Origin of the sequence: Pseudoclavibacter sp. VKM Ac-2867 (assembly GCF_015351275.1) — a bacterium.
Taxonomy (GTDB): Bacteria; Actinomycetota; Actinomycetes; order Actinomycetales; family Microbacteriaceae; genus Pseudoclavibacter.
Genome location: NZ_JADKSL010000002.1, coordinates 165,740 through 185,613 on the forward strand (window position 1 = coordinate 165,740; position 19,874 = coordinate 185,613).

A 19,874-nucleotide genomic window follows, 5' to 3' on the forward strand; every position below is an offset into this window, starting at 1 on the left:
GGGGGTTAGCTGAGGTCTGCGCCGTTGGACTCGATGACCTGGCGGTACCAGTGGAACGAGTCCTTGCGTCGGCGCTCCAGTGTGCCATTCCCGAGGTCGTCGAGGTCGACGTGGATGAACCCGTACCGCTTGCTCATCTGCGACGTCGACGAGCTGACGAGGTCGATGGGCCCCCAGCTGGTGTAGCCGAGCAGATCGACGCCCTCGTCCACAGCCTGGATCATCTGCTCGAAGTGCGCTCGGAAGTACTCGACGCGGTAGTCGTCGCGGATCCGTCCGTCCTCGTCGACCGTGTCGCGCATCCCGAGCCCGTTCTCCACGATGAAGAGGGGCTTGCGGTAGCGGTCGTAGAGGTCGAGGAGGGAGATGCGCAGCCCGATCGGGTCGATCTGCCAGCCCCACTCGGACGAGCCGAGGTAGGGGTTCTTGACGCCGAGGACCGTGTTGCCCGGCGTGCGCTCAGCGTCGGGGTCGACTGATTCGGTCATCGACATGTAGTAGCTGAACGACACGAAGTCGGCGGTGTGCTCGCGCAGGAGCTCAACGTCGCCGTCCTCGAACGGCACCGTGACCCCCATTTCCTCGAGCTGGCGGAGCACGATCGGCGAGTACGACCCGCCGGCCTGCACATCCGAGCACATGTAGAGGAGGCGTTCCTTCGCACGCGTCGCGGCGACGTCGTTCGGGTGGCAGGTGCGCGGGTAGGTCGTGAGCATGGTGATCATGCAGCCCATCTGCGCGTCCGGGTGCAGCTCTCGCAGCATGCGGGTGACGGATGCGCCGGCGATGAACTGGTGGTGCAGGGCCGTGTAGCAGGCCTGCGTGATCGAGGTCCCCGTCACGGTCTCCTCGATGATGCCGCCCGAGGTGAACGGGTGGCGTTCCATGCCGTCGATCTCGTTGAACGAGATCCACCGCTTCACGATGTGCCCGAACCGTTCGAAGCAGGTGCGGGCGAAACGCTCGAAGAGGCCGATCGTGGCCCGGTCGAGCCAGCCGTTGCGGGTGACCGCGAGCTCGAGGGGTGCGTCGAAGTGCGACAGCGTCACGAGGGGCTGGATGCCGTGGCGCTGCATCTCCTCGAACAGGTCGAGGTAGTAGGCGATGCCGTCTTCGTTGGGCTCGAGCTCCTCGCCGGTCGGGTACAGGCGCGACCAGAGGATCGACACCCGCAGCACGCTGAAGCCCATCTCGGCGAACAGGGCGAGGTCTTCCTTGTACCGGTGCACGAAGTCGATGGCGCGCCGCTTCGGGAAGTACGTGGGGTCCGGGTCGCGCTTGGCTTCGGCGATGCTCTCGAGGGTGACGGCGTGCAGCGCGGCGAAGTCGTCGTTGTTGGCGTTCGGGTGGCGGCGGAGCACGTCGGTGACGACCCAGCCGCGGCCATCCTCACCCCAGCCGCCTTCGGCTTGGTTCGCGGCGATTGCGCCGCCCCAGAGGAAGTGATCAGACAGTGCCATGTGCGGTCTCCTTGATGTTGGTGAGTGAGATGAGGGATGCGCCCCGGTTGACGTGCTGGCCGGTGTCGAACTGCGCGTCGCCGCCGGCCGTGTTGACGACGACGATGGGGGTGATCGTGTCGAGGCCAGCCGCGGCGATGGCGTCGAGGTCCGCGTCTATGACGGGCTGGCCCGCCTCGACTCGGTCACCCTGCGCGACGTGCGTTGTGAAGGGGGCGCCTTCGAGGACGACGGTGTCCATGCCGACGTGCACGAGCACCTCGACGCCGTCGTCAGTGCGGATGCCGATCGCGTGCTGCGAGTCGAGGAGGGAGGTCACGGTGCCCGACACGGGGGCGACCACGCGCCCATCCGTGGGGCGGATCGCGACGCCGTCGCCGAGCACACCCGTCGAGAAGACCCCGTCGCCGAGCGAGGCGAGCTCGACGACCTCGCCCTGCATGGGGGAGACGATCGTGAGCGCGCGAGGCTGCGTCGCACCCGCTGCGGCATCCGTGCCCGCGTCCGCGCTGGCGTCCGGGTCCGCATGCTCGTCGGTCTTGCCGAGCACGCGCAGGGTGCCAGAGTCGGAGTCCTTCCACAGCACGACGCCGACGATGAACGACACGGCCGCGCCGATCACGAGGCCGATGAGGGCGTGGATGAGGTTCCACGGGTCGAGGGCGTCGATGAACATGGAGAAGCTCGCGAGGCCGGGGCTGACGATCGCGAAGGTGTCGACGAACGTGATGCCGAGGTATGCGCCCGAGGTGATGGCGCCGGCGAGCACCGCGATGAGGGCGCGTCGGTTCTGGAGGGTGACGCCGTAGAGGGCCGGCTCGGTGACGCCGAACAGTGCTGAGAAGCCTGCGGAGATCGCTGTGGCGCGGAGCACCTGGTTGCGGGTGCGGACGGCGACGGCGAAGCTCGCGCCGGCCTCGGCGATGTTGTGCGCGAGGGAGGCGGTCAGGTAGAAGCTCTCCTTGCCGTACGTTGCCATCGTCGTGATCGTCGGCGGCAGGAGCGGCTTGTGCATGCCGACAGAGATGAGGAACGGCAGGATGGCGGCGAGGAGCGCGACGGCGATCCACCCGAAGGTGTTGTGGAAGTTGAAGAGCAGGCCGGCGAAGAGGTCGCCGATCTCGAAGCCGAACGGGCCGATGAGGAACACCGTGGCAGGCGCGACCACGAGGTAGCACATGAGGGGCACGTAGAAGGTGCGGATGGGCGGCCACGAGAACTTCGTGAAGAAGCGCTCCGCGCCCCAGAGCAGCAGTACCGCGAGGATCGCGGGGAACACCTGCGCGTTGTAGTTGACGACGGGCACCGGAATCCCGAAGAGCGCCGCGCCGCCATCCTGGGTCACGAGGCTCGTGAATCCGGGGAAGAGGAGCAGCGCGACGGAGCCGAGGGCCACCGGCCGGTTCACGTCGAGCTTCTTCGCGGTCGTGTAGGCGACGAGCAGCGGCAGGAACGCGAAGACGGCGTCGGGGACGGCGGAGATGAGCGCATACGAATCGCTCTCCCGGTCGATCCAGCCGAGCGCAGCCGCGAGGACGAGGAGTGACTTGAAGATTCCCGCGCCGGCGATGGCGGGGATGATGGGCACGAAGACGCTGACGACGAAGTCCAGCACCTTCGAGCCGACCCGCTTGGCGGTCCACGGGGTGCGGGGCTTCTCGGCCGCGGGGGCGGTCGGTGACCCCGAGCGGAGCTTCTCGACCGCTCGGTAGTACTCGAGGACCCGTCCTCCGACGATGACCTGCGTCTGTGGGCCGCGGACCACGCCAAGCACGCCGGGGATGGACTTGAGCGCGGCCTCGTCGACGGGGGTGTCGTCGCTGAGGGTAAACCTCAGGCGGGTCGAGCAGTGCTGCAGGGCAGACACGTTGCTGCTCCCGCCGACGTGCTCGAGGATCTCTGCCGCCTCTGAGCTGATGTTCATGTTGTGCTCCTCCATTGGAACTCGGGGGACAGCTTCCGGGCAACAAAAAAAGGACCCGATCGTAGCTCTGTAGAGCAACAATCGGATCCTGCCTGCATGACCAGTCACATGTCCGTTGCATGAATGTACACGGATCCTGGAGCGCTGTCCACCGGCGGTTCGGAGGTACACTCGGCCTCAGCAGGGTGTGTGCGTGGCACCCGCGCGCCAGGTGACCTTCGGGGCCTTCGCGATCCGATCGGTGAGCGATATCTGGAGTGCCCTTGACGAACATCCGCCCCAGGGAGCGTGCGCTGGCCGCGTTCGCCGCCATCGCCTTCGGCTTCGTGATCGCCGGCGCCAACAGCATCAACCCGCTGCTGCCCATGCTCCGGGCCGAGGTTCCCCTGAGCCCGCTCGGTGTGTCGCTGACGTTCGTGGTCTACGTATCGGCAGCGGTTGCCACCCTCCTGGTCGTCGGATTCACGCGGCTGCGGGTGACACCCGGTGCGGCCGTGGTCGCGGCCCTGCTCATCGCTGCGCTCGCGAACCTGCTCCTCGCTTCCTCGAGCGAGGTGCAGCTGCTCGTCGGACGGGCCGCGACCGGTGTCGCGGTCGGACTCGCCACGGGCGGTGCGGCAGGTCTGGTCGTGGGTGCGCTCAGAGGGCGCGGGCGGGGGCTGGCTGCGACGGGGAACCTCGTCGGCGCTGTTGTCGGCACTGCGATCGCCCAGGGGGTTGCGGCGCTCGAGACCGTCGCAGGGGCGATGTCCATGTATTTCGCTGGTGCCGCGACAGCTCTCGTGCTCGCGCTGGTGCTCGCCCTGCTGCTTCCCCGCGGTGTGCCACGCGCTGCGCGGAAGGGCGGGGCTGGGGCTCCGGCCTCCCGGCGCCTGACGCGCGCGGACGTCCGGACGATCTCGCGCGCCGCCGTCGTCTGGACGGGGCTCAGCTCGGGCGTCGTGTACGCGCCCACGGTGTTTTCCGATGCCTCGATGCCGATTGCGCAGTTCGCCGGCAGCGTCACCATGCTGGTCGCCGCGGCCATCGCTCAGCTCGCGAGCGTGCCGCTCGGTCGGCTGCTCCCCGCGGCGAGCGGTCACCTCGCGTTCGCCGTCGGCTGCGCGCTCGCGGTCACGTCGGTGCTGATCTCGAACAACCCGCTCGCCCTGCTCGCGATGGCACTGCTCGGTGCTGGCGGGGCTGTGGCCTACCGGACCTCGCTGGTGCACCTGACGCGCGGAGCGGCCCCGAGTCAGCAGAGCTCGCTCGCGTCGAAGTTCGCCGTCGCAACCTATGCGGCATCCGCGTCGACGGTGCTCGTGATCGGAGTGCTCGGGGGCGTGATGCGGACCGAGGTCGTGCTCGCGGTGTTCGCGACGCTGCTGAGCGTCGCGGCGGTCTGCATGCATCTGGGCGCACCCCGGTTCAGGGACCTCGCCGACGGGCCCACGGGCAACGGAGCGCGCTGAGGTCTGGTGGCGCAGGTCGCCGCGCGCTCGGCGCCAGCCTGCTGCCGACGATCCGCGGCACGGGTGGCTCGGCGGGAGGTCTCATCGCATCGCATCCGAGAGGCTCGCCACAACTTTCAACAGTGTGTAAAGTTTGCAGCAGGGTCAGACCCGGCAGGAGGGTAAGCGAACCGTGACCGCACAGGTCCTGGTGGTTCGTGCCTAGTCCGAACTGCAACATCCGCGGAGGAGGCGCCACCGCACGGCGCCTCCTCCGTCGGCGTAGGAGGCGCGATCTGCGCTACCGAGTGTGATGCGAGGCGGAGCGGATGCTGGTTCGAGTCCCGGTGGTGAAGAGGTCGTCGATGGTCGCCGCGAGTAGTGCGTGGGCGTCGACCGAGGGGTCCAGGAGCCATTGCAATTGGACCCCATCGGCGGTGGCGATGATGCGCCGTGCCGCGTCAGCAGCCACGACCCTCTCTCGCACGACACCCTGCCTCTGCCCCTCGAGGATGGTCTCGGTCGTTCGGGCGACGTGTCCCTCGAATCTCGCAGTGAAGTACCCGTGTGCCGGATGGGTGACCTGCGCGGCCTCCGCCGCGAACGAAAGGTAGAGGTGCACGATTCCTCGGACCTCGGCGTTGAATCGCAGTGCGTCGAGGAGCACCTCGAACTGGTCGCAGCCCTCTGTGCGCTCGTGCAGGTCCGCGTCCCACCGTTCGATCACTTCGCGCAGCAGCCCCTCGCGTGATCCGAAGTAGTAGCCGACATGCGCTGGGTCGATGTCCAGTGATCGGGCGATGCCACGGAGGCTGGTTGCGTGATATCCGTGTTCCGCGATCGTCGCGAGTGCCACGCCGAGAATCTCCTCTCGCCGCTTCGCGCCCCGTGCGTAGGTCCCCCTGGCTGGCATGCGGTCAGCCTAACGCCGCATGAGGTGGGGCTCTTCGATCGGAAGAAGGTGCCCACTTTCGACGATGGGAGCCCCGGCCATGCGCGGACGAGGATCACCCGGTCGTCTGCACTCAGACCTGACGTCCGCTCCCCTTCTTCGTCGCCAGTCCGATCAGCTGGGAGTATGTCGCGATCGCCTCGGCCTCCGTGATCGCGCCTTTGAGGGTCGAGGCCGACAGGGACTCGCCCGCGCCGACAAGGGCGATGCAGAGGCGGTGGAGTTCCGGTTCGGGCATGACGACGTGCGGCCGAAGGATCGCCTCGAACATCTGGACGCCCGTCTCCTCGAGCTCGCGGTAGATGCGGGCACGTTCTTCGTTGCCCGTCATCGCAGCCCCGACGGCGAAGAACTCGCTGCTCGCATCCGTCGCGCACCGGATGTACGTCTCGGAGAGGGCGTCGATCGTGGGCTCGTGGGCGAGGCCGTCCTGGGCCATCCCCTCTTGGAACGCCCGCTTTCGCTCCGCGTCGATCCATCGGTACAGGGCGGTCAGCAGCGACGAGCGCGACTCGAAGTGATCGTAGACGACGGGCTTCGACACGCCTCCGTGCTGGGCGAGGGTGCCCAGCGTCAGGGCGTCTACCCCGTCCTGCCGCACGATTGCCAGCGCCTTCTCCAGCAGATCCTGGTGGCGAGCGTCCCAGGGCAGGCGACGCTTCCGTGGTTCCTCGAGGGGTAGTGGTGTCTGGGCCGTCATTAAGCTACCTTCAGTAGGTTAGTGTTGCTACAGAAAGTAGCTTACCGAGTCGAAGGCGCCAGTGGGGCGTTTCTGCGCCCAACCGCTTCGGCTCGGCCACGGAAGAGAGATGGAGAACCACCGTTGAACCGAGGAGAAGAAAACAGGCCGCAGTTGCACGAGCGGCAGATCGACGTGAACGGCCACCCGTTCCGAGTGCTCGATCAAGGAGATGGGCCCACTGTCCTGTTCGCCCACGGGTTCCCTGACGTGGGAGAGACCTGGCTCAGTCAGATGGCCGGAGTCGCTGAGGCGGGATACAGGGCTGTGGCTCTCGACATGCGAGGGTTCGGAGCAAGCTACTCCCCAAGCAGCGTCGAGCTCTACAGTGCTCTCCACACGGTGGGGGACCTCGTCGGGGTTCTGGACGCGCTGCACATCTCCGAGGCCGTGCTCGTCGGCCACGACTGGGGTGCGGACGTGGCGCAGCGCGCGATGGTGCTCCGTCCAGACCTGTTCCGCGGACTTGTCAGCTTGAGCATCCCGTTTCTGCCCCGCGGGGAAGCGAGCCTGTGGAGCCAGCTGAAGAAGGACGGGTTGGGCGACAGCTACTACGCGTTCGAGATGATGAAGCCTGACGGGCATCTCGCCTTCGAGCCCGCGGCTGCATCCATTCCGAGCGCGCTGTACTGGCTTTCCGGAAGCCCCGCCGTCGGGGAAGGGTGGGATCCCGTCGACTCCTCCCGAGGCATGCTCCGACCTGCGCCAGTCGGCGTCCCCGCTTGGGCCGACCCCACGTATGTCTCGCATTCCATCGCCGCCTTCCAAGGGAGCGGCTTCGCGACGGGCCTGAACTACTACCGCGCGTCCGACATCACCTTCGAGCAGATGTCGGCGTTCAAGGGGGTGCCGATCCGGCAGCCCGCGCTGTACATATGGGGCGCTGAAGATGGCCTCTGCCAGCTCTTCCATCCCGAACCGCCGACCGTCGAGCAGCTGCGCGCATCCGCCCCTGGGCTGGTAGACGTCGTCCGCCTCGAAGGGGTCGGGCACTGGCCGCAGCACGAAGCGGCCGAAAGGGTGACGGCGGAGATCTTGGCATTCCTTGCCGGTATCGAATGGCAATGCACCAGTGACACGGGTGCTGAAAGTGAGAGCGAACGATGACGAACCTCGACCAAACTGTCCGGCTGGAAGACTTGTCCGGGGTCGCTGACCTTCTTCGCACGGGAACGGACGCCAGCCAGCCCCTGCCAGACGGCCTCACGCCCCTGATGGTCGCCGCCGCTCTCGGGAACGCGCAACTCGTCGACCTCCTGCTGACCGCAGGCGCCGACCCGCTGAGAGTGGAACGCCACATGGGTGCCACAGCTCTTCATAAAGCCGCGCAGGGCGGCAACGGCGATGTGGTGTCGCTGCTCCTCGATCACGGCGCGTTCATCGATCAGCAGTCCCCGTCTCTCGGGAACACCGCGCTCATGGACGCTGTCCTCCAGAAGCAGCCGGAAGCCGTCCAGGTTCTCCTGAACCGCGGAGCTCGAACCGATGTGATGAACCACTGGCACCAGACGGCAGCCCAGCTCGCCCGCGAGGATGGCTTGGGTGCCATCGAAGCGCTCATCCTGGACCATGACAGTGCCAACGAGCGGCATGTGGCCTCCCTTGCTCTGTTCGCCGCCGCGAGCGCGGGGGATCTCTCCGCGGTGGAGCAGCTCATCGCACGCGGAGCCGCGCTCGACGAGCGCCACCCGATCGTCGGTGGCTTCGATGACGACTACACGCCGTTGGGTGTGGCCGCTCGCGAAGGTCACGTCGATGTCGCAGATCGTCTCCTCGATGCCGGCGCAGACCCGCGCCTCACGATCGGCCTGATGAAGGGCACCGCGGTCCACGATGCCGCCTACTTCGGACATGCTGACGTCCTCCGCTGCCTGCTTGCGCCACGCCAGACAGGCCTGTCGGCAGACCTTGACGCACAGGGGCTGTACAACGGCCTCACTGCGCTGCACGACGCGGTCTGGCACGGCCACGTCGACTCGGCTCGGGTGCTCCTCGAGGCGGGAGCCTCACTGGTGCTGCGAACACACGCAGGGCTCACGCCGAAGGATCTCGCCAGTCTCTACGGATACGAGGAGCTCGTGAACCTGCTGGCAGCAGAAGAGGTTCGCCGATGAAAGGAACCATCATCATTTCGAAGCCCATCCACTCAGCTCCCACTCCTGCCGATGAGCAGTCGAGCTCAGCACCGAAGCACGCGGTGCATCCTCGCGTCTTCATCTTCGGCATCTCAGGCAGGGTCGGCCGTCTGCTCGCGACCCGCCTTCGAGGTCAGGGTGTGCCCGTTTCCGGTCTCGTTCGGACCCCGCAGCAGGCCGTTTCGCTTGAGGGGGCCGAGGTGTCGCCGCTGCTCGGCGACCTCGGAGCCGCCACCACTGACGACCTCCGGGCGATGCTCCGCGACTGCGATGTCGTCGTCTACGCCGCGGGTTCGAACGCTGGCCCCCAGCGCGTGACGGACGACATCGACCTCGCCGCCCTCGGTCGCGTGGCGAAGGCGGTCGAGCGCACCCCAGGGGCGCGACTCATTCTGCTCTCCGTGCTTCCCGAAGCGTGGCGTGAACGAGCGTTGAGCGACGACGAGGAGCACTACTTCGCGGCCAAGAAGCGGGCAGAGGTGAGCCTGACCCGTCAGGACATCGATTGGGTGATCCTCCGCCCGTCGCTCTTGACGGATGATGCTGGAACCGGGGAGGTCTCCCTCGGGCCCGCGGAGGAGCACGGCGAGATACCCCGAGAAGATGTGGCCGCTGTCCTCGAGGCCCTGGTTCTCGAGCCGTCCATCAGTCGGCAGATCCTGGAGCTGAACGAGGGGCAGACGCCGGTCGCCGAGGCGGTTCGCGGGTTCGCGGGCGACGTCTGAGCTCTGGACTCACCGAGGCAGGTGGGCGTGGTCGCCTAGCGACGTCGGAAGTCGCCGGCGACGGGGCAGTCGAACGGGTCGCGAGCGTGCAGCCCCACCCGGTTGAGGTACTCGATCACGATGCGGTACGACTCCAGGAGCGAAGTCTCCGTGTACGGCACGTCCTGCTCTTCACAGTGGGCGCGCACGATCTCGCGAGCGCGGGCGAGGTGCGGCCTCGGCATGCTCGGGAAGAGGTGGTGCTCGATCTGGTAGTTGAGTCCGCCCATGAGCGCACTGGCCCACCAGCCGCCCCGCACGTTGCGGGAGGTGAGGACCTGCCTGCTGAAGAAATCGAGCTTCACGTCGGCGGGGATGAGCGGCATTCCCTTGTGGTTGGGCGCAAACGACGCCCCCATGTACACCCCGAAGACCGCCATCTGCACGGCGACGAACGCGACCGCGAGACCAAACGGGAGCATCCAGAAGATCGCGCCGAGGTAGATCGCGAAGCGGACCGCGATCATCGTCAGCTCCACCCACCGACCCGTGATCTTCTCTCGGGAGAAGAGCGACTTGATGGACCGGAAGTGGAGGTTGTAGCCCTCGAACGTCAGCAGCGGGAAGAAGAGATACCCCTGCTTGCGAGTGATCAGCGCTAGCAGACCCCGTTGCTCGCTCGCCGACTCCTCCGTGAAGGAGATCGTGTCGAAGTCGATGTCGGGATCCTTCCCCTTCTTGTTGGGGTTGGCGTGATGACGGGTGTGCTTCGTCATCCACCAGCTGTAGCTCATCCCGACGATGCCGGCCGCGAGGAATCGACCGAGCCGGTCGTTCGCCCGCCCCGAGGTCAGGACCTGGCGGTGGGAGGCTTCGTGTGCGAGGAATGCGAACTGCGTGAAGATGACGCCGAGCGCCGCCGCGATGAGCAGCTGGAACCAGCTGTCCCCGAGCAGGATGAACGAAGCGATCGCAGCGGCGAGCGCGACGAGAAGGCCTGCCGCGAGGGCGCCGTAGAACCCGAGCGTGCGATCGAGGAGCCCCTGCCCGCGGATCGCCTTCGAGACTGCGCCATAGCTCTGCGTGATTCGGGGAGTCTTCTCTCCCTTGGTCGTCCGGCGAACTGCGCCGTAGCTGCTTGGGGTGAGTTTTGACTCGGGCGACTGCACGGCCGGCTCCTTGCTCGGTCGGCACGAGGCATCAGGCGACCCTCGTGACATGGCTAGCAATTCCGAGCAAGGATCGTAGTCGAACGGCAATTGCAGAGCTAACCGGTGCGGCTTTCTTGTCGCCGACAGTGGACTTCGCTGCGGGGGCAGCGCCGCCGTCCGAGGCGCGTCCTACGTCAGCGGCTTCGTGTGTCGGAGCTCGACGAGCGCGCGAGCGCTGCCCTCGTCCGCGATCTTGCTGGCGCCGTCCGGATGCCAACCCTGTCGCTCGTAGAAGCCGATCGCCCGCTCGTTGCCCGACAGCACCCACACGTAGGCGTTCGCGTGGCCGGCCGTGCGGAGTTCTTGTTCGACGCGACGGATGAGCGAAGCGCCGACCCCCGTCGACCAGTGGTCTGGATGCACGTACAGGCCGCCCAGCTCCCCTCGGTGCCCTTCGTCGGGGTCTCTCCCAGGCCCGAACGCGGCCCAGCCGACGATGCGTTCCCCGTCCTCGGCGACGAGCAGTCGATGCGGGCGCGCGGCGTCGAGGTCCGTCGGATCACCGCGCAGCGAGGCGGCGATCCACCGCGTCCAGCCGGCGGTGCGCTGCTCGACGCTCAGGGCAGCCAGCACCTCCGAGGGGATGAGGTTCGCGTACGCCGCCCGCCACGAGTCGACGTGCACGACGGCAACTTCCCGCGCATCAGCTTCGGTCGCCCAACGCAGAGTGCCGCCTGTCATGCGATCACGGTATCGCCGATCGGGTCGCCGGTTCCGAGGGACGCTCCGCGCGCGTGCCCGGCCAGAGGGAGGTGAAGTCGGGGCCCACGAGGTCCTGCGGGTAGGTGCGCTGGCGCAGGTGGTAGGGGCCAGCGACCCAGTTTGCGCCCGGGCGTGGGTTCTCCGGTCCGAGGGGTTCGTGTCCGCGCCGCCGCTGTCCAATATGAGTGCAATATCGCTGCCTGCGGCCAGTTGGAAAGGTTCAAGCGCTGTTTTTGCACTGATGTTGGTCAGTGGCTCTGGCAAGGGTCCGACGGCGAGTGATGAGCGCCCAGTTTCGTAAGACCCATGGGCTCCGAATCGTCCCGATGGCGGGGTGCTCAGCGCACCACGCCGCAGGCGGTGACCACGCGAAGCAGGACCTGGCCTTCGGTTCCTGCCGGGTAGCTCAGGAGGTACGAGCCGGTCTCTTCCTCGATCAAGGTGTGTGCGCCTGTCGCCGGCCAGGTCGAGCCGTCGGCATATTCGACGGTCTCACTCGCGGTGCCTGTGGAGGTCACGGCGTCGCCGTACTCCTGTTGGAGTTGCGTGATGGTGCTCGCGAGGTCAGTGGACGAGAACGTCGTCGCCCACACCCAGCGGCCGATTCCGGGTTCCTCGCCGCTGCAGGCGAAGACGTTGGGGTCGGCTTCGACGAGCCTGGTCGCTTCCGGGAACTCCGCGACCATCCCCTCGGCGACCTCCTTCGAGGCGTCGCGCACCTCGTTGATGGAGAGCTCGAACTTCGGCGGCTCCCGTTCCGCTGGTGCGGTGGGCGAGCATCCGACGAGTGCTGCGAGCGCGAGGGGAACCATCACCGCTGGGATGAATCGACGGGGGCGCATACCGCCATTCTGCCGCAGGATGCGGGTCGCAGCTCGTCGGGGGAGCCGTCGAGCTGGCCCGGTCTGGCCCGGGTGTGCATCGGATCTACCGCTGGCTGGGTACTGCCCACCGGCGGCGGAGGTAGTCGGCGACGAAGATGTTGCCGAGGAGCGGCAGTACGGCGAAGATGATCACGCCGACGACCCACGCTTCTGTCCCGCGGAACGCGAAGATGCCGATGGTCGAGACGACGATCACGGCGACGGACGCGAGGATGCCGTTCCTGCGCACTCGCGACGACCAGTGCTGGCTCGCGCCGATCATGATGAGTCCGGCCACCCAGCCGAGCACCGGCACCAGGTACCAGCCGGCGATGAGGGCGATGGACATGATGATCGGGTAGGCGCGGCTCGGCCCGGGCGCTTCGAGCGAGGGTGTCTCCGCCATGGCGTCGGCTGCGATCGTGCTCGGCGCCCCGAGCTCCCGGATGCGGGCTCGAGTCTCGTCGGCGTCGAGACCGCGGAGCGTGTCCGCGATGTCGTTGAGCACCTCGTCCCGGACCTGGGGCACCCCATCGCGGAGCGCTGCTTGGAGCTCCTTCAGGTAGCTGCCTGCGATTTCGTTCTGCGATTCGAAAGGCTTCATCGGTCTCCTGCTTCCGTCTGGTCGCGTGAGCGGATGCTGTCGCTCGCGGTCGTGGTGGTGGTCGTTCGTGATTGTGTGACTTCCTCCACGGCGGAGGCGAACGGCGCCCACTGGGACCTGAACTGCTCCAGCTCGGCGTGTCCCTGGCTGGTGATGGCGTAGTACTTCCGGGGTCGCGCCGAGTCGGAGTCGTCGGCGTGCGCGGCGATCAGCTCACGCTCGCGCAGTCGAGTCATCAACGGGTAGAGCGTTCCGATGCTGCCGATGAGCCCGAGGGAGACCAGTCGTTCTGAGATCAGCCACCCGTACATGGGCCCCTGTTGGAGGAGTCCGAGGACGCAGTACTCGACGACGCCCTTGCGGAGTTGCGCACCGACTGAGGTTGTCATGCATTGCACTTTACTTTGTAATGCAAGGTATTGCAATGCATGTTGTCTGATGCAGACGCCCTGGACCGCAGGAACGTGGTCAGCGCAGTTCGCGCGCCCGATAGAAGCGTGCAGCGAGACCGGTGCCCACGGTGATGCCGATGATGCCGATGGCGGCGCACGCCGCGACGATTCCCTCGAGGGGCAGGGCCGAGAACGTGTCGTCGCCGAGGACGCCGGTGGCCTGGCCCACCCAAGCTCCGCCCGCGATGACGACCACCGGGGCGTAGACCATGAAGCGTCCACGCGTGTAGCCGACGCGGAAGAGCACGGGGAGCTGCACGCCGACCGCCAGGCCGATGATCGCGAACGCCGCCGCGTAGTTCACGAGGAGCAGCTCGGGCGCGAGTTCGCGGTTGCGCACCCACGCCATGACGAAGGTCACGGCGGTCGCGACGGCCACTGCGGCGAGGCCGTAGAGCAGCACGGAGATCGCGCGCCCGACGACGACTGCGCCCCGCGAGATCGGGAGCACCCCGTACAGCGTGTCGAGTCGATCGCGTTCGTCGCCCAGGAACGGGGCGGACAGGATCAGGGATGTGACGAGGGCGGATGCGGCGATCGCCATCCCCGGTAGCGGGAGCACGATGCCGACCAGGGCGATGAACGCGAGCAGCAGCAGCGTCTGCTTCTTGACGGCCCAGGACATCAGGTCGAAGCGAGTGAATGCGAGCGTCATGCTGTTGCCTCCTCGTGTGCGGCGGCCAGGTGGATGATGATGTCGTCGATGGTCGCGTCGTCGATCACGACCTCGGGCCCGTAGTGCGGGGAGTCGTCGACGCGGATGAGTGCGGTCCATCCCTGGCCGGTGTGCTGGGGTCCGAGTGCGCTCGCGGGCACTGTGCCTGTGCCGCGCGCGATGGCGTAGCTCTCCTTGATGTCGGGGAGTGGGCCTCGGCGCGCGATGCGCCCGCCCACGAGCACGATGAGGTCATCGGCGAGCTCGTCGAGGTCGGTCGTGATGTGCGTTGAGAACAGCACCGCGTGCCGCGGGTCGACCATGAACTCGCGGATCACGTCGGTGATCTCCCGGCGCGATGCCGGGTCGAGTCCGCTCGAGGGCTCGTCGAGGATGAGGAGCTCTGGCTGTTGCGCGAGGGCGCAGGAGAGCGCGAGCTTCACGCCCTGGCCGCGGGAGAGTTCACCGACTCGTCGCTTCTCGGGGATGTTGAACCGGTCGAGCAGCTGCGCGAAGCGGGCGTGGTCCCACCTCGGGTAGAACGGGGAGAGCCTTCGTCCGAGCGATGTCACGCGCCAGTCCTCGGCGGCTGTCGGCCGGTCGAGGACGATGCCCGTCTTTGCGAGGGCCGTGCTCGCTCCAGCTGGGCCCCCGAAGACCTCGATGCGTCCCGCGTCAGGGGCGATCAGGCCGAGTAGGGAGCGGATGATGGTGGTCTTTCCGGCTCCGTTCGGGCCGACGAGCCCGACCACGGAACCGCGCGGGATGCTGAATGAGATGTCCTCGACCGTGAAGTCGGGTCGAGTGATGCGCAGGTCTGAGATCTGCGCTGCGTCGTCAGTCATTGTTCCTCCAAGCCTCATCAAGGCGTCGGTGCATTTCGTCGATGTCGATGTGGGCGCTTCGAGCTGCGATGAGCAGCTCGTGCAGTGCGGCGGCGACTCGTTCCTCCAGGGCTCCGGAGGCGATCGTGGGGTCGACCTCCAGCACGACGAATCCGCGGCCGTGCTCGTTGCGGACCAGGCCCTCGTGGACGAGGTCGTTGTACGCGCGAGTCACCGTGATGACACTCACTCGGAGGTCTGCCGCCAACTGGCGCAATGAAGGCAACGTCTCGCCTGCCGCGGCATCTCCGGACAGGATCCCCGACCGTACCTGCGTCTTGATCTGTTCGTAGATGGGCAACGAGGCGCTCGTTGAGATCATTACTTTCCGCATGCGAACTCCACTGTACATAAACACCATAACACCAGAACAGTTCTCATTCTAGACCCCGCCGTCTCCGGCGCGGATCGACGGCGGACTTGCACCTTCCGCAGCGTCATGTGGTGCAGTGGATGCATCCAGCCACCCCCGAGGAAGGCCCCACATGCTGTCGTCGTTCATCCCGCCCCGCCAGGTCACGATCGGCGGAGCCGCCGAATTCGTCGGGACCACGCCCCGCGCGATTCGCCACTACCACCAGCTGGGGCTGATCCCGGAGCCGGCGCGGGGGAGCGACGACCGCCGCCGCTACGGCTACGAGGAGATGATCCAGCTGCTGTGGATCCGTCGGATGGCCGACGCCGGCATCGCCTTGGACGACATCCGCGATGCCTTCGCGGACGCGGGCGTGGCCGACTCAGTCGGCAGCGGCGGCGATGTCGCGCGCATCCTCGAGCGGCTGGAGGAGTCCCTCGTCGCGCGGCAGGCCGAACTCGAGCGGCAGCGGACGGCGGTGCAGCGCATGCGTGCGCAGGGCAGCAGGTTGGGCTTGCTCTCCGATGTCGTGAGTGACCGCCTGGCAGAGCTGCCAGAGGGGGCCCTGCGGCAGGACGACCTGGACACCCTCCTCGTGACCGAGCGGATCTTCGGCGCACTCGGTGCTTCCGTCCAGGCATCGCGATTCATTGCCCTGGCCACCCACCCTGAGTTGCGGGAGGAGGCCGACCGCATCGACGCCGCCGAGGAGGCGCTCGACGACACGGTCGCCGTCGACGACCCCCGCGTGGCTGAGGTGGCCGCTGAACGGGCCGCCTTCGAGGCAACCCTCAACGGGGTCATCGAGAGCTCCGGCCTCGCGCAGGCCGACAACGACCGCTTCGACGCCTGGGAGGAATCACATCCCGCTCCTGCTCCCGCCGATGACGACGCTGACGACGACGACGCCGCCGAAGATGCCGAAGACGCCCGTGCAGCGCGCGGGACGAGCCTCGCCGAGGCCGTCCAGATGATGCCGTACGACTTCTCGCCCGCGCGCTGGCGGAGCATGGAACTCGCCCAGGAACTGGCGCTCGAGCTCTACTGACCCACCACGACGCGAGTCATCGTCGCGCACCCTGCCTCGGCGGAGGTCGCGGTGTGGTGAGGTGTCTGAGCGCTGAAAAGAGGAGAAGACCATGAGCAGTCCGCGAACTCCGCGCGCGTCCCGGACAGCGAAGTTCGGCGCCAGGTGGTGGGTGCCGCTTGCGCTGGTCTCGGCCCTCGGCGGGGTTCTGGTCTGGCTCAACCAGGGGCTCTGGTGGGCCTGGCTGCTGGTGGGCGCCAGCGTGCTGCTCGTCGCGCTCGCGGCGCACACGTGGGGCTCTCGCCGGTGGTTCGTGCAGGTGCCGGCATGGCTGGTGTCCGCCTCCCTCGTCGCAGCGATTGCCATCGCGGCTGGTCCGCCGATCGTGACCCGGACCATCGATGGTGCGCACACCGCCGCCGTGGCGACCGAGCAGGGAGCGGTGGTCGGGGTGCGCGACGAGGAAGCCGGGGTCGAGGCATTCGCCGGCATACCGTACGCGGCCCCTCCCGTCGGCGACTTGCGGTGGGCGGCGCCGCAGCCCGCGCTTCCTCGCGCCGAGACCCTGATCGCGGACGATTTCGGCCCTTCTGCCGTCCAGTCCGAGCCGACGTTCTTCGTCCGCGCGGCGACGCAGGTGATGGATGTGCCGCTCGAGAACACCCTGCTCGGTGGCTACGCCACGGACGAGGATGCGCTGCGGCTCAACATCTGGCGCAGCAGTTCGGCGCAGCCCGAAGAGCGGCTCCCGGTGCTGGTGTTCGTGCACGGTGGCTCATTCACCGGTGGGTCTGGGGCGCTTCCCGCATACGACGGTGCCGCGTTGGCTGCTCGCGGCGAGGCCATCGTCATCACCATCAACTACCGTCTCGGCGTGTTCGGCTTCTTCGCGGATGAGGAGCTGGGGGATGCCGGCGGCAACCAGGGTCTGCGTGATCAGATCGCCGCGCTGCACTGGGTGCAGGACAACATCGCCGCGTTCGGGGGCGATCCTGGCCGGGTCACCGTGGCAGGGGAGTCGGCGGGTTCCGGCAGCGCCTGCATCGTCGGTGTCTCCCCGCTCGCCGCGGGGCTCGTCCACGGCCTCATCGGCGAGAGCGGCAGCTGTCTCGGAACGGCCGGTGACAGAGACGCCGGCGACCTGTACGACACCGCGGAGAACGCGCGCGCGGCCGCAGCCTCGCTGCAGGAAGCGCTCGGGGTCGCGAGTCTGGCCGAGCTGCGCGCACTGCCCTCCGAGACGATCCAGGAAGCTGCGGCTTCGCTGTCGGCGCATTGGTGGCCGCACATCGACGGCGAGCTGCTCCCCGCCTCGCCCACCGAGATCTACGCCGCCGGGGCGCAGAATGATGTCCCTCTGCTCTTGGGCAGCAACGCGGACGAAGCCTCGCTGTCGTTGCTGGGGAGCCTGGACACGGATCCGAGCGCCTACGAGCAGGAAGCCCGCGAGGCCTACGGCGCGGAGGCGGATGCCTTCCTGCAGCTGTACCCGGGCGAGACCGCCGAGCAGGTGCTCGACTCGCGCGTGCGGGCGGAGACCGACAGATCCATGATCAGTCCGACCCACGAGTGGGGCGTGAGCGCGGCGGCGACGGGTGCCGGGAACGTCTATCCGTACTTCTTCACGCGGGTGCCTCCGGACCCCGCACTCGAGCGATTCGGCGCGTACCACGGGGCCGAGGTCATGTACGCGTACGGCAATCTGGGGGCCGATGGGGACGTCGCCTACGAGGCGATCGATCGTCGTCTCGAGGCCGAGATGACCGGCTACTGGCTGGCCTTCGTCACGACTGGAAACCCGAACGGCGGTGCGCGGCCTGCCTGGCCCACGCTCCAGGCCTCTCCCGATCACGTCCTCGAGCTCGGCGACGAGACCAGGGTCGTCCCGAGGCCGCGCCAGCAGGAGGTCGACTTCTGGCTGGCTCAGGGCTGATCCCGCCGCACGCGGAACTCGTCACTGCGGCCTGAGCGCAGGCAGTGACACCTCGAACCGGCTGCCCTCGCCGAGGGTGCTCCACGTCTGGATGGTGCCGCCGAGCGCTTCGGCGAGGCTGCGGGCGATCGAGAGGCCGAGGCCGGTGCTCTGCCCTGCGCGGGCCCGGGAGGGCTCCCCGCGCCAGAGGCGATCGAAGACGCGGGGAAGGTCGGCTGGGGCGATGCCCGTCCCGGTGTCGATCACGGCGATGCGCACCGTGCCGTCTGCTGTCGCCGCCTCGACGTCGACGCGTCCGCCGGACGGCGTGTGCCGGAGCGCGTTCGAGAGGAGGTTGTCGAGGATCTGCCGCAATCTGGCGGGATCGGTGGTGAGCGGCAGCTGCTCGGGGGTCGTGACGTTCAGCTCGACGCCTGCGGTGGCCGCGCGGGCTCGGTACGCCTCGGCGAGCTCCTGCACGGCGGCGGCCGCATCGCACCGTGTGCGCTCCAGCGCGAGGTCACCGGACTCCGCGAGTGCGAGGAGCTGGAGGTCGCCGGTGATGCGTTCCATGCGACTGGCCTCGTCGAGCACGAGCCGGCGGAGCGCCGCATGATCGAGGCCGAGTCCATCATCCGCAGCCTCGACCCATCCGCGGATGTTCGTGAGCGGGCTGCGCAGCTCGTGAGCGATATCGCCGAGCAGACGCCGGCGGGACGCTTCGTGCCCGGCGATCTCGCTGGACATGCGGTCGAATGCCGCACCGATCCCGGCGAGATCGTCGCGGGCATGCAGCCCCGTGCGAGCGTCGCGGTCACCGGCGCTGAAGCGATCGACGGCGGTCTCGAGTCGGCGCGCGCTCCGCAGGGTCGGCCCGATGATGAGCGCGGCAGCTGCCGACAGGAGCGCGAGCAGCACCACGATGAAGACTCCGAAGCGGGCGATCGATCCTGGGCTCGCGTCGAGCGGACCCCGCGGGCCGCGTCGCTCGTCGGTGAGGACCACGTGCACCGCGGGCGCGGTCGTCGCCTCGGACTGGTCGATGCGCGCCTGCAGGAGGCACTCGTCTGCGGTATCGCCGCTCGCCGGGACGGCGCGCAGCGCGAGACGCGCGGAGTCGTTCGACGGGGGCAGGGCGAGCTCGACGTCGGTGACGAGAGGGGCATCTGCCGCGAGCAGGCACGCGTTCGTGCGATCGCGGAGCTCGTCGAGGGCGGTCCGCTCGCTCGGCAGTGGCGTGTTCAGGGCCGCACGGCCGCAATCTGGGGCGTCTTCTCCGCCGACGACCACGGGGCGACCGCTCGCCCACACCGTCGTGTCGACGAGCGCGTCACCCAGGCACTCCACCACCGCGCTCGCCTGTCCCGTGAGCTGGTCGCGCTGCGCCTGATCGAGCAGGAAGGGCCCGGTGATTCCCTCGTGCAGCTGCGGCTCGAGCGTCACCGGGTCGGAGAGAGGCTCGAGCGGGTCGAGCAGCCGAGTGGAGCTCGCTGGGCGGGGCAGCTCGGGCGCCGTGTCGGCGATGACCGTCCCCGCAGCGTCGATGACGGCGATGCGGCGCCCCGTCTCGTTGCTGAGGAGCAGCAGCGTTGGCCCGACGGTGCTCCAGTCGGTGTGGCTCCCAGCCCAGTTCGTGAGCTCGTCGATCACCTGCTCGTCCCGCATGAGCGCGGCGCCGGACGCCTGCTCGTCGTAGCGGTACTCGGAGGTCTCCGCGAGCCAGATCGTGCCGCCCGCCGACGCGATGACCAGCAGCACTCCAGCCGCGAGGTAGCGGGCGAGCAGTCGGGGCACACGTCGGGCGCCCGCGGCCCCGGTTCTTCGGCTTCTGCTCATGTCGTCCGCCATGCTCTCATCGCTGTTGC

Annotated in this window: 19 protein-coding genes; 6 read left to right on the forward strand and 13 right to left on the reverse strand. The window is 68.0% G+C overall.

Translation table 11 applies throughout. The annotated features are described in order from the left end of the window. Positions 1 to 5: 5 nt before the first annotated feature. Positions 6 to 1,460, reverse strand: a complete 1,455-nt coding sequence (locus ITJ67_RS03780) for a family 1 glycosylhydrolase (protein ID WP_160071140.1) — start codon at positions 1,458 to 1,460, stop codon at positions 6 to 8. Continuing rightward, positions 1,447 to 3,384 carry a glucose PTS transporter subunit IIA gene (locus ITJ67_RS03785; protein WP_160071141.1) on the reverse strand — a complete coding sequence of 646 codons (1,938 nt, stop codon included), beginning with the start codon at positions 3,382 to 3,384 and terminating at the stop codon, positions 1,447 to 1,449. Before ITJ67_RS03785 ends, ITJ67_RS03780 begins: the two co-directional genes overlap by 14 nt. A gap of 263 nt (positions 3,385 to 3,647) precedes the next feature. On the opposite strand from ITJ67_RS03785, the gene ITJ67_RS03790 reads away from it, so the two are divergent. After that, a complete protein-coding gene (locus tag ITJ67_RS03790; protein ID WP_194676792.1) occupies positions 3,648 to 4,835 on the forward strand; it encodes an MFS transporter in 1,188 nt (395 codons plus the stop codon). A gap of 280 nt (positions 4,836 to 5,115) precedes the next feature. On the opposite strand, the gene ITJ67_RS03795 is transcribed toward ITJ67_RS03790, so the two are convergent. Both ITJ67_RS03795 and ITJ67_RS03800 read right to left on the reverse strand, forming a co-directional pair. Further along, positions 5,116 to 5,727: a TetR/AcrR family transcriptional regulator gene (locus tag ITJ67_RS03795; RefSeq protein ID WP_160071143.1), complete on the reverse strand. Its 612-nt coding sequence runs from the start codon at positions 5,725 to 5,727 to the stop codon at positions 5,116 to 5,118. Positions 5,728 to 5,839: 112 nt separating this feature from the next. Then, entirely contained in the window at positions 5,840 to 6,466 is a 627-nt protein-coding gene (locus ITJ67_RS03800) for a TetR/AcrR family transcriptional regulator (RefSeq protein ID WP_194676793.1), read from the reverse strand. Positions 6,467 to 6,619: 153 nt separating this feature from the next. On the opposite strand from ITJ67_RS03800, the gene ITJ67_RS03805 reads away from it, so the two are divergent. The 3 genes from ITJ67_RS03805 to ITJ67_RS03815 are packed head-to-tail and all read left to right on the forward strand — an operon-like array spanning position 6,620 to position 9,365. Next, positions 6,620 to 7,612 carry an alpha/beta fold hydrolase gene (locus ITJ67_RS03805; protein WP_228502277.1) on the forward strand — a complete coding sequence of 331 codons (993 nt, stop codon included), beginning with the start codon at positions 6,620 to 6,622 and terminating at the stop codon, positions 7,610 to 7,612. Further along, the gene (locus ITJ67_RS03810; protein WP_194676795.1) at positions 7,609 to 8,619 is read left to right on the forward strand and encodes an ankyrin repeat domain-containing protein; all 1,011 of its coding nucleotides are present in this window, start codon (positions 7,609 to 7,611) and stop codon (positions 8,617 to 8,619) included. Before ITJ67_RS03805 ends, ITJ67_RS03810 begins: the two co-directional genes overlap by 4 nt. Further along, on the forward strand, positions 8,616 to 9,365 hold the full coding sequence (locus ITJ67_RS03815) for an NAD(P)H-binding protein (protein WP_194676796.1): 750 nt from the start codon (positions 8,616 to 8,618) through the stop codon (positions 9,363 to 9,365). The genes ITJ67_RS03810 and ITJ67_RS03815 overlap by 4 nt, the downstream gene beginning before the upstream one ends. A 35-nt stretch (positions 9,366 to 9,400) precedes the next feature. Here ITJ67_RS03815 and ITJ67_RS03820 read toward each other — a convergent pair whose 3' ends face one another. The 8 genes from ITJ67_RS03820 to ITJ67_RS03855 all read right to left on the reverse strand — a co-directional run bounded on the left by ITJ67_RS03820 (position 9,401) and on the right by ITJ67_RS03855 (position 15,016). After that, on the reverse strand, positions 9,401 to 10,513 hold the full coding sequence (locus ITJ67_RS03820) for an acyl-CoA desaturase (protein WP_323741379.1): 1,113 nt from the start codon (positions 10,511 to 10,513) through the stop codon (positions 9,401 to 9,403). Positions 10,514 to 10,684: 171 nt separating this feature from the next. After that, complete coding sequence (locus ITJ67_RS03825) at positions 10,685 to 11,236, reverse strand: GNAT family N-acetyltransferase (RefSeq protein WP_194676798.1); 552 nt, start codon at positions 11,234 to 11,236, stop codon at positions 10,685 to 10,687. A 359-nt stretch (positions 11,237 to 11,595) separates the two neighbouring features. Further along, positions 11,596 to 12,099 carry a hypothetical protein gene (locus ITJ67_RS03830; RefSeq protein ID WP_194676799.1) on the reverse strand — a complete coding sequence of 168 codons (504 nt, stop codon included), beginning with the start codon at positions 12,097 to 12,099 and terminating at the stop codon, positions 11,596 to 11,598. Between the two features lie 85 nt (positions 12,100 to 12,184). Continuing rightward, positions 12,185 to 12,724, reverse strand: coding sequence for an HAAS signaling domain-containing protein (locus ITJ67_RS03835; protein WP_194676800.1), 540 nt, complete (start codon positions 12,722 to 12,724; stop codon positions 12,185 to 12,187). Then, complete coding sequence (locus tag ITJ67_RS03840; protein WP_104239880.1) at positions 12,721 to 13,113, reverse strand: PadR family transcriptional regulator; 393 nt, start codon at positions 13,111 to 13,113, stop codon at positions 12,721 to 12,723. The genes ITJ67_RS03835 and ITJ67_RS03840 overlap by 4 nt, the downstream gene beginning before the upstream one ends. Before the next feature lie 79 nt (positions 13,114 to 13,192). After that, a complete protein-coding gene (locus ITJ67_RS03845; RefSeq protein WP_194676801.1) occupies positions 13,193 to 13,831 on the reverse strand; it encodes an ABC-2 transporter permease in 639 nt (212 codons plus the stop codon). Next, positions 13,828 to 14,676, reverse strand: coding sequence for an ABC transporter ATP-binding protein (locus ITJ67_RS03850; protein WP_194676802.1), 849 nt, complete (start codon positions 14,674 to 14,676; stop codon positions 13,828 to 13,830). Before ITJ67_RS03850 ends, ITJ67_RS03845 begins: the two co-directional genes overlap by 4 nt. Further along, a complete protein-coding gene (locus ITJ67_RS03855) occupies positions 14,669 to 15,016 on the reverse strand; it encodes a GntR family transcriptional regulator (RefSeq protein WP_228502278.1) in 348 nt (115 codons plus the stop codon). Before ITJ67_RS03855 ends, ITJ67_RS03850 begins: the two co-directional genes overlap by 8 nt. A 184-nt stretch (positions 15,017 to 15,200) precedes the next feature. Between ITJ67_RS03855 and ITJ67_RS03860 the strand changes: the two genes are divergently transcribed. Then, the gene (locus tag ITJ67_RS03860) at positions 15,201 to 16,118 is read left to right on the forward strand and encodes a MerR family transcriptional regulator (RefSeq protein WP_194676804.1); all 918 of its coding nucleotides are present in this window, start codon (positions 15,201 to 15,203) and stop codon (positions 16,116 to 16,118) included. Positions 16,119 to 16,209: 91 nt separating this feature from the next. Continuing rightward, entirely contained in the window at positions 16,210 to 18,030 is a 1,821-nt protein-coding gene (locus tag ITJ67_RS03865) for a carboxylesterase/lipase family protein (protein WP_194676805.1), read from the forward strand. 21 nt (positions 18,031 to 18,051) lie between these two features. On the opposite strand, the gene ITJ67_RS03870 is transcribed toward ITJ67_RS03865, so the two are convergent. Then, on the reverse strand, positions 18,052 to 19,845 hold the full coding sequence (locus ITJ67_RS03870) for a sensor histidine kinase (protein WP_194676806.1): 1,794 nt from the start codon (positions 19,843 to 19,845) through the stop codon (positions 18,052 to 18,054). Positions 19,846 to 19,874 lie beyond the last annotated feature (29 nt).

Coding starts and splice junctions, on each gene's coding strand:
- ITJ67_RS03780 (WP_160071140.1), bottom strand. CDS start 1,460: ATGGCACTGTCTGATCACTTCCTCTGGGGCGGCGCAATCGCCGCGAAC.
- ITJ67_RS03785 (WP_160071141.1), bottom strand. CDS start 3,384: ATGAACATCAGCTCAGAGGCGGCAGAGATCCTCGAGCACGTCGGCGGG.
- ITJ67_RS03795 (WP_160071143.1), bottom strand. CDS start 5,727: ATGCCAGCCAGGGGGACCTACGCACGGGGCGCGAAGCGGCGAGAGGAG.
- ITJ67_RS03800 (WP_194676793.1), bottom strand. CDS start 6,466: ATGACGGCCCAGACACCACTACCCCTCGAGGAACCACGGAAGCGTCGC.
- ITJ67_RS03810 (WP_194676795.1), top strand. CDS start 7,609: ATGACGAACCTCGACCAAACTGTCCGGCTGGAAGACTTGTCCGGGGTC.
- ITJ67_RS03815 (WP_194676796.1), top strand. CDS start 8,616: ATGAAAGGAACCATCATCATTTCGAAGCCCATCCACTCAGCTCCCACT.
- ITJ67_RS03825 (WP_194676798.1), bottom strand. CDS start 11,236: ATGACAGGCGGCACTCTGCGTTGGGCGACCGAAGCTGATGCGCGGGAA.
- ITJ67_RS03830 (WP_194676799.1), bottom strand. CDS start 12,099: ATGCGCCCCCGTCGATTCATCCCAGCGGTGATGGTTCCCCTCGCGCTC.
- ITJ67_RS03835 (WP_194676800.1), bottom strand. CDS start 12,724: ATGAAGCCTTTCGAATCGCAGAACGAAATCGCAGGCAGCTACCTGAAG.
- ITJ67_RS03840 (WP_104239880.1), bottom strand. CDS start 13,113: ATGACAACCTCAGTCGGTGCGCAACTCCGCAAGGGCGTCGTCGAGTAC.
- ITJ67_RS03845 (WP_194676801.1), bottom strand. CDS start 13,831: ATGACGCTCGCATTCACTCGCTTCGACCTGATGTCCTGGGCCGTCAAG.
- ITJ67_RS03850 (WP_194676802.1), bottom strand. CDS start 14,676: ATGACTGACGACGCAGCGCAGATCTCAGACCTGCGCATCACTCGACCC.
- ITJ67_RS03860 (WP_194676804.1), top strand. CDS start 15,201: ATGCTGTCGTCGTTCATCCCGCCCCGCCAGGTCACGATCGGCGGAGCC.
- ITJ67_RS03865 (WP_194676805.1), top strand. CDS start 16,210: ATGAGCAGTCCGCGAACTCCGCGCGCGTCCCGGACAGCGAAGTTCGGC.
- ITJ67_RS03870 (WP_194676806.1), bottom strand. CDS start 19,845: ATGAGCAGAAGCCGAAGAACCGGGGCCGCGGGCGCCCGACGTGTGCCC.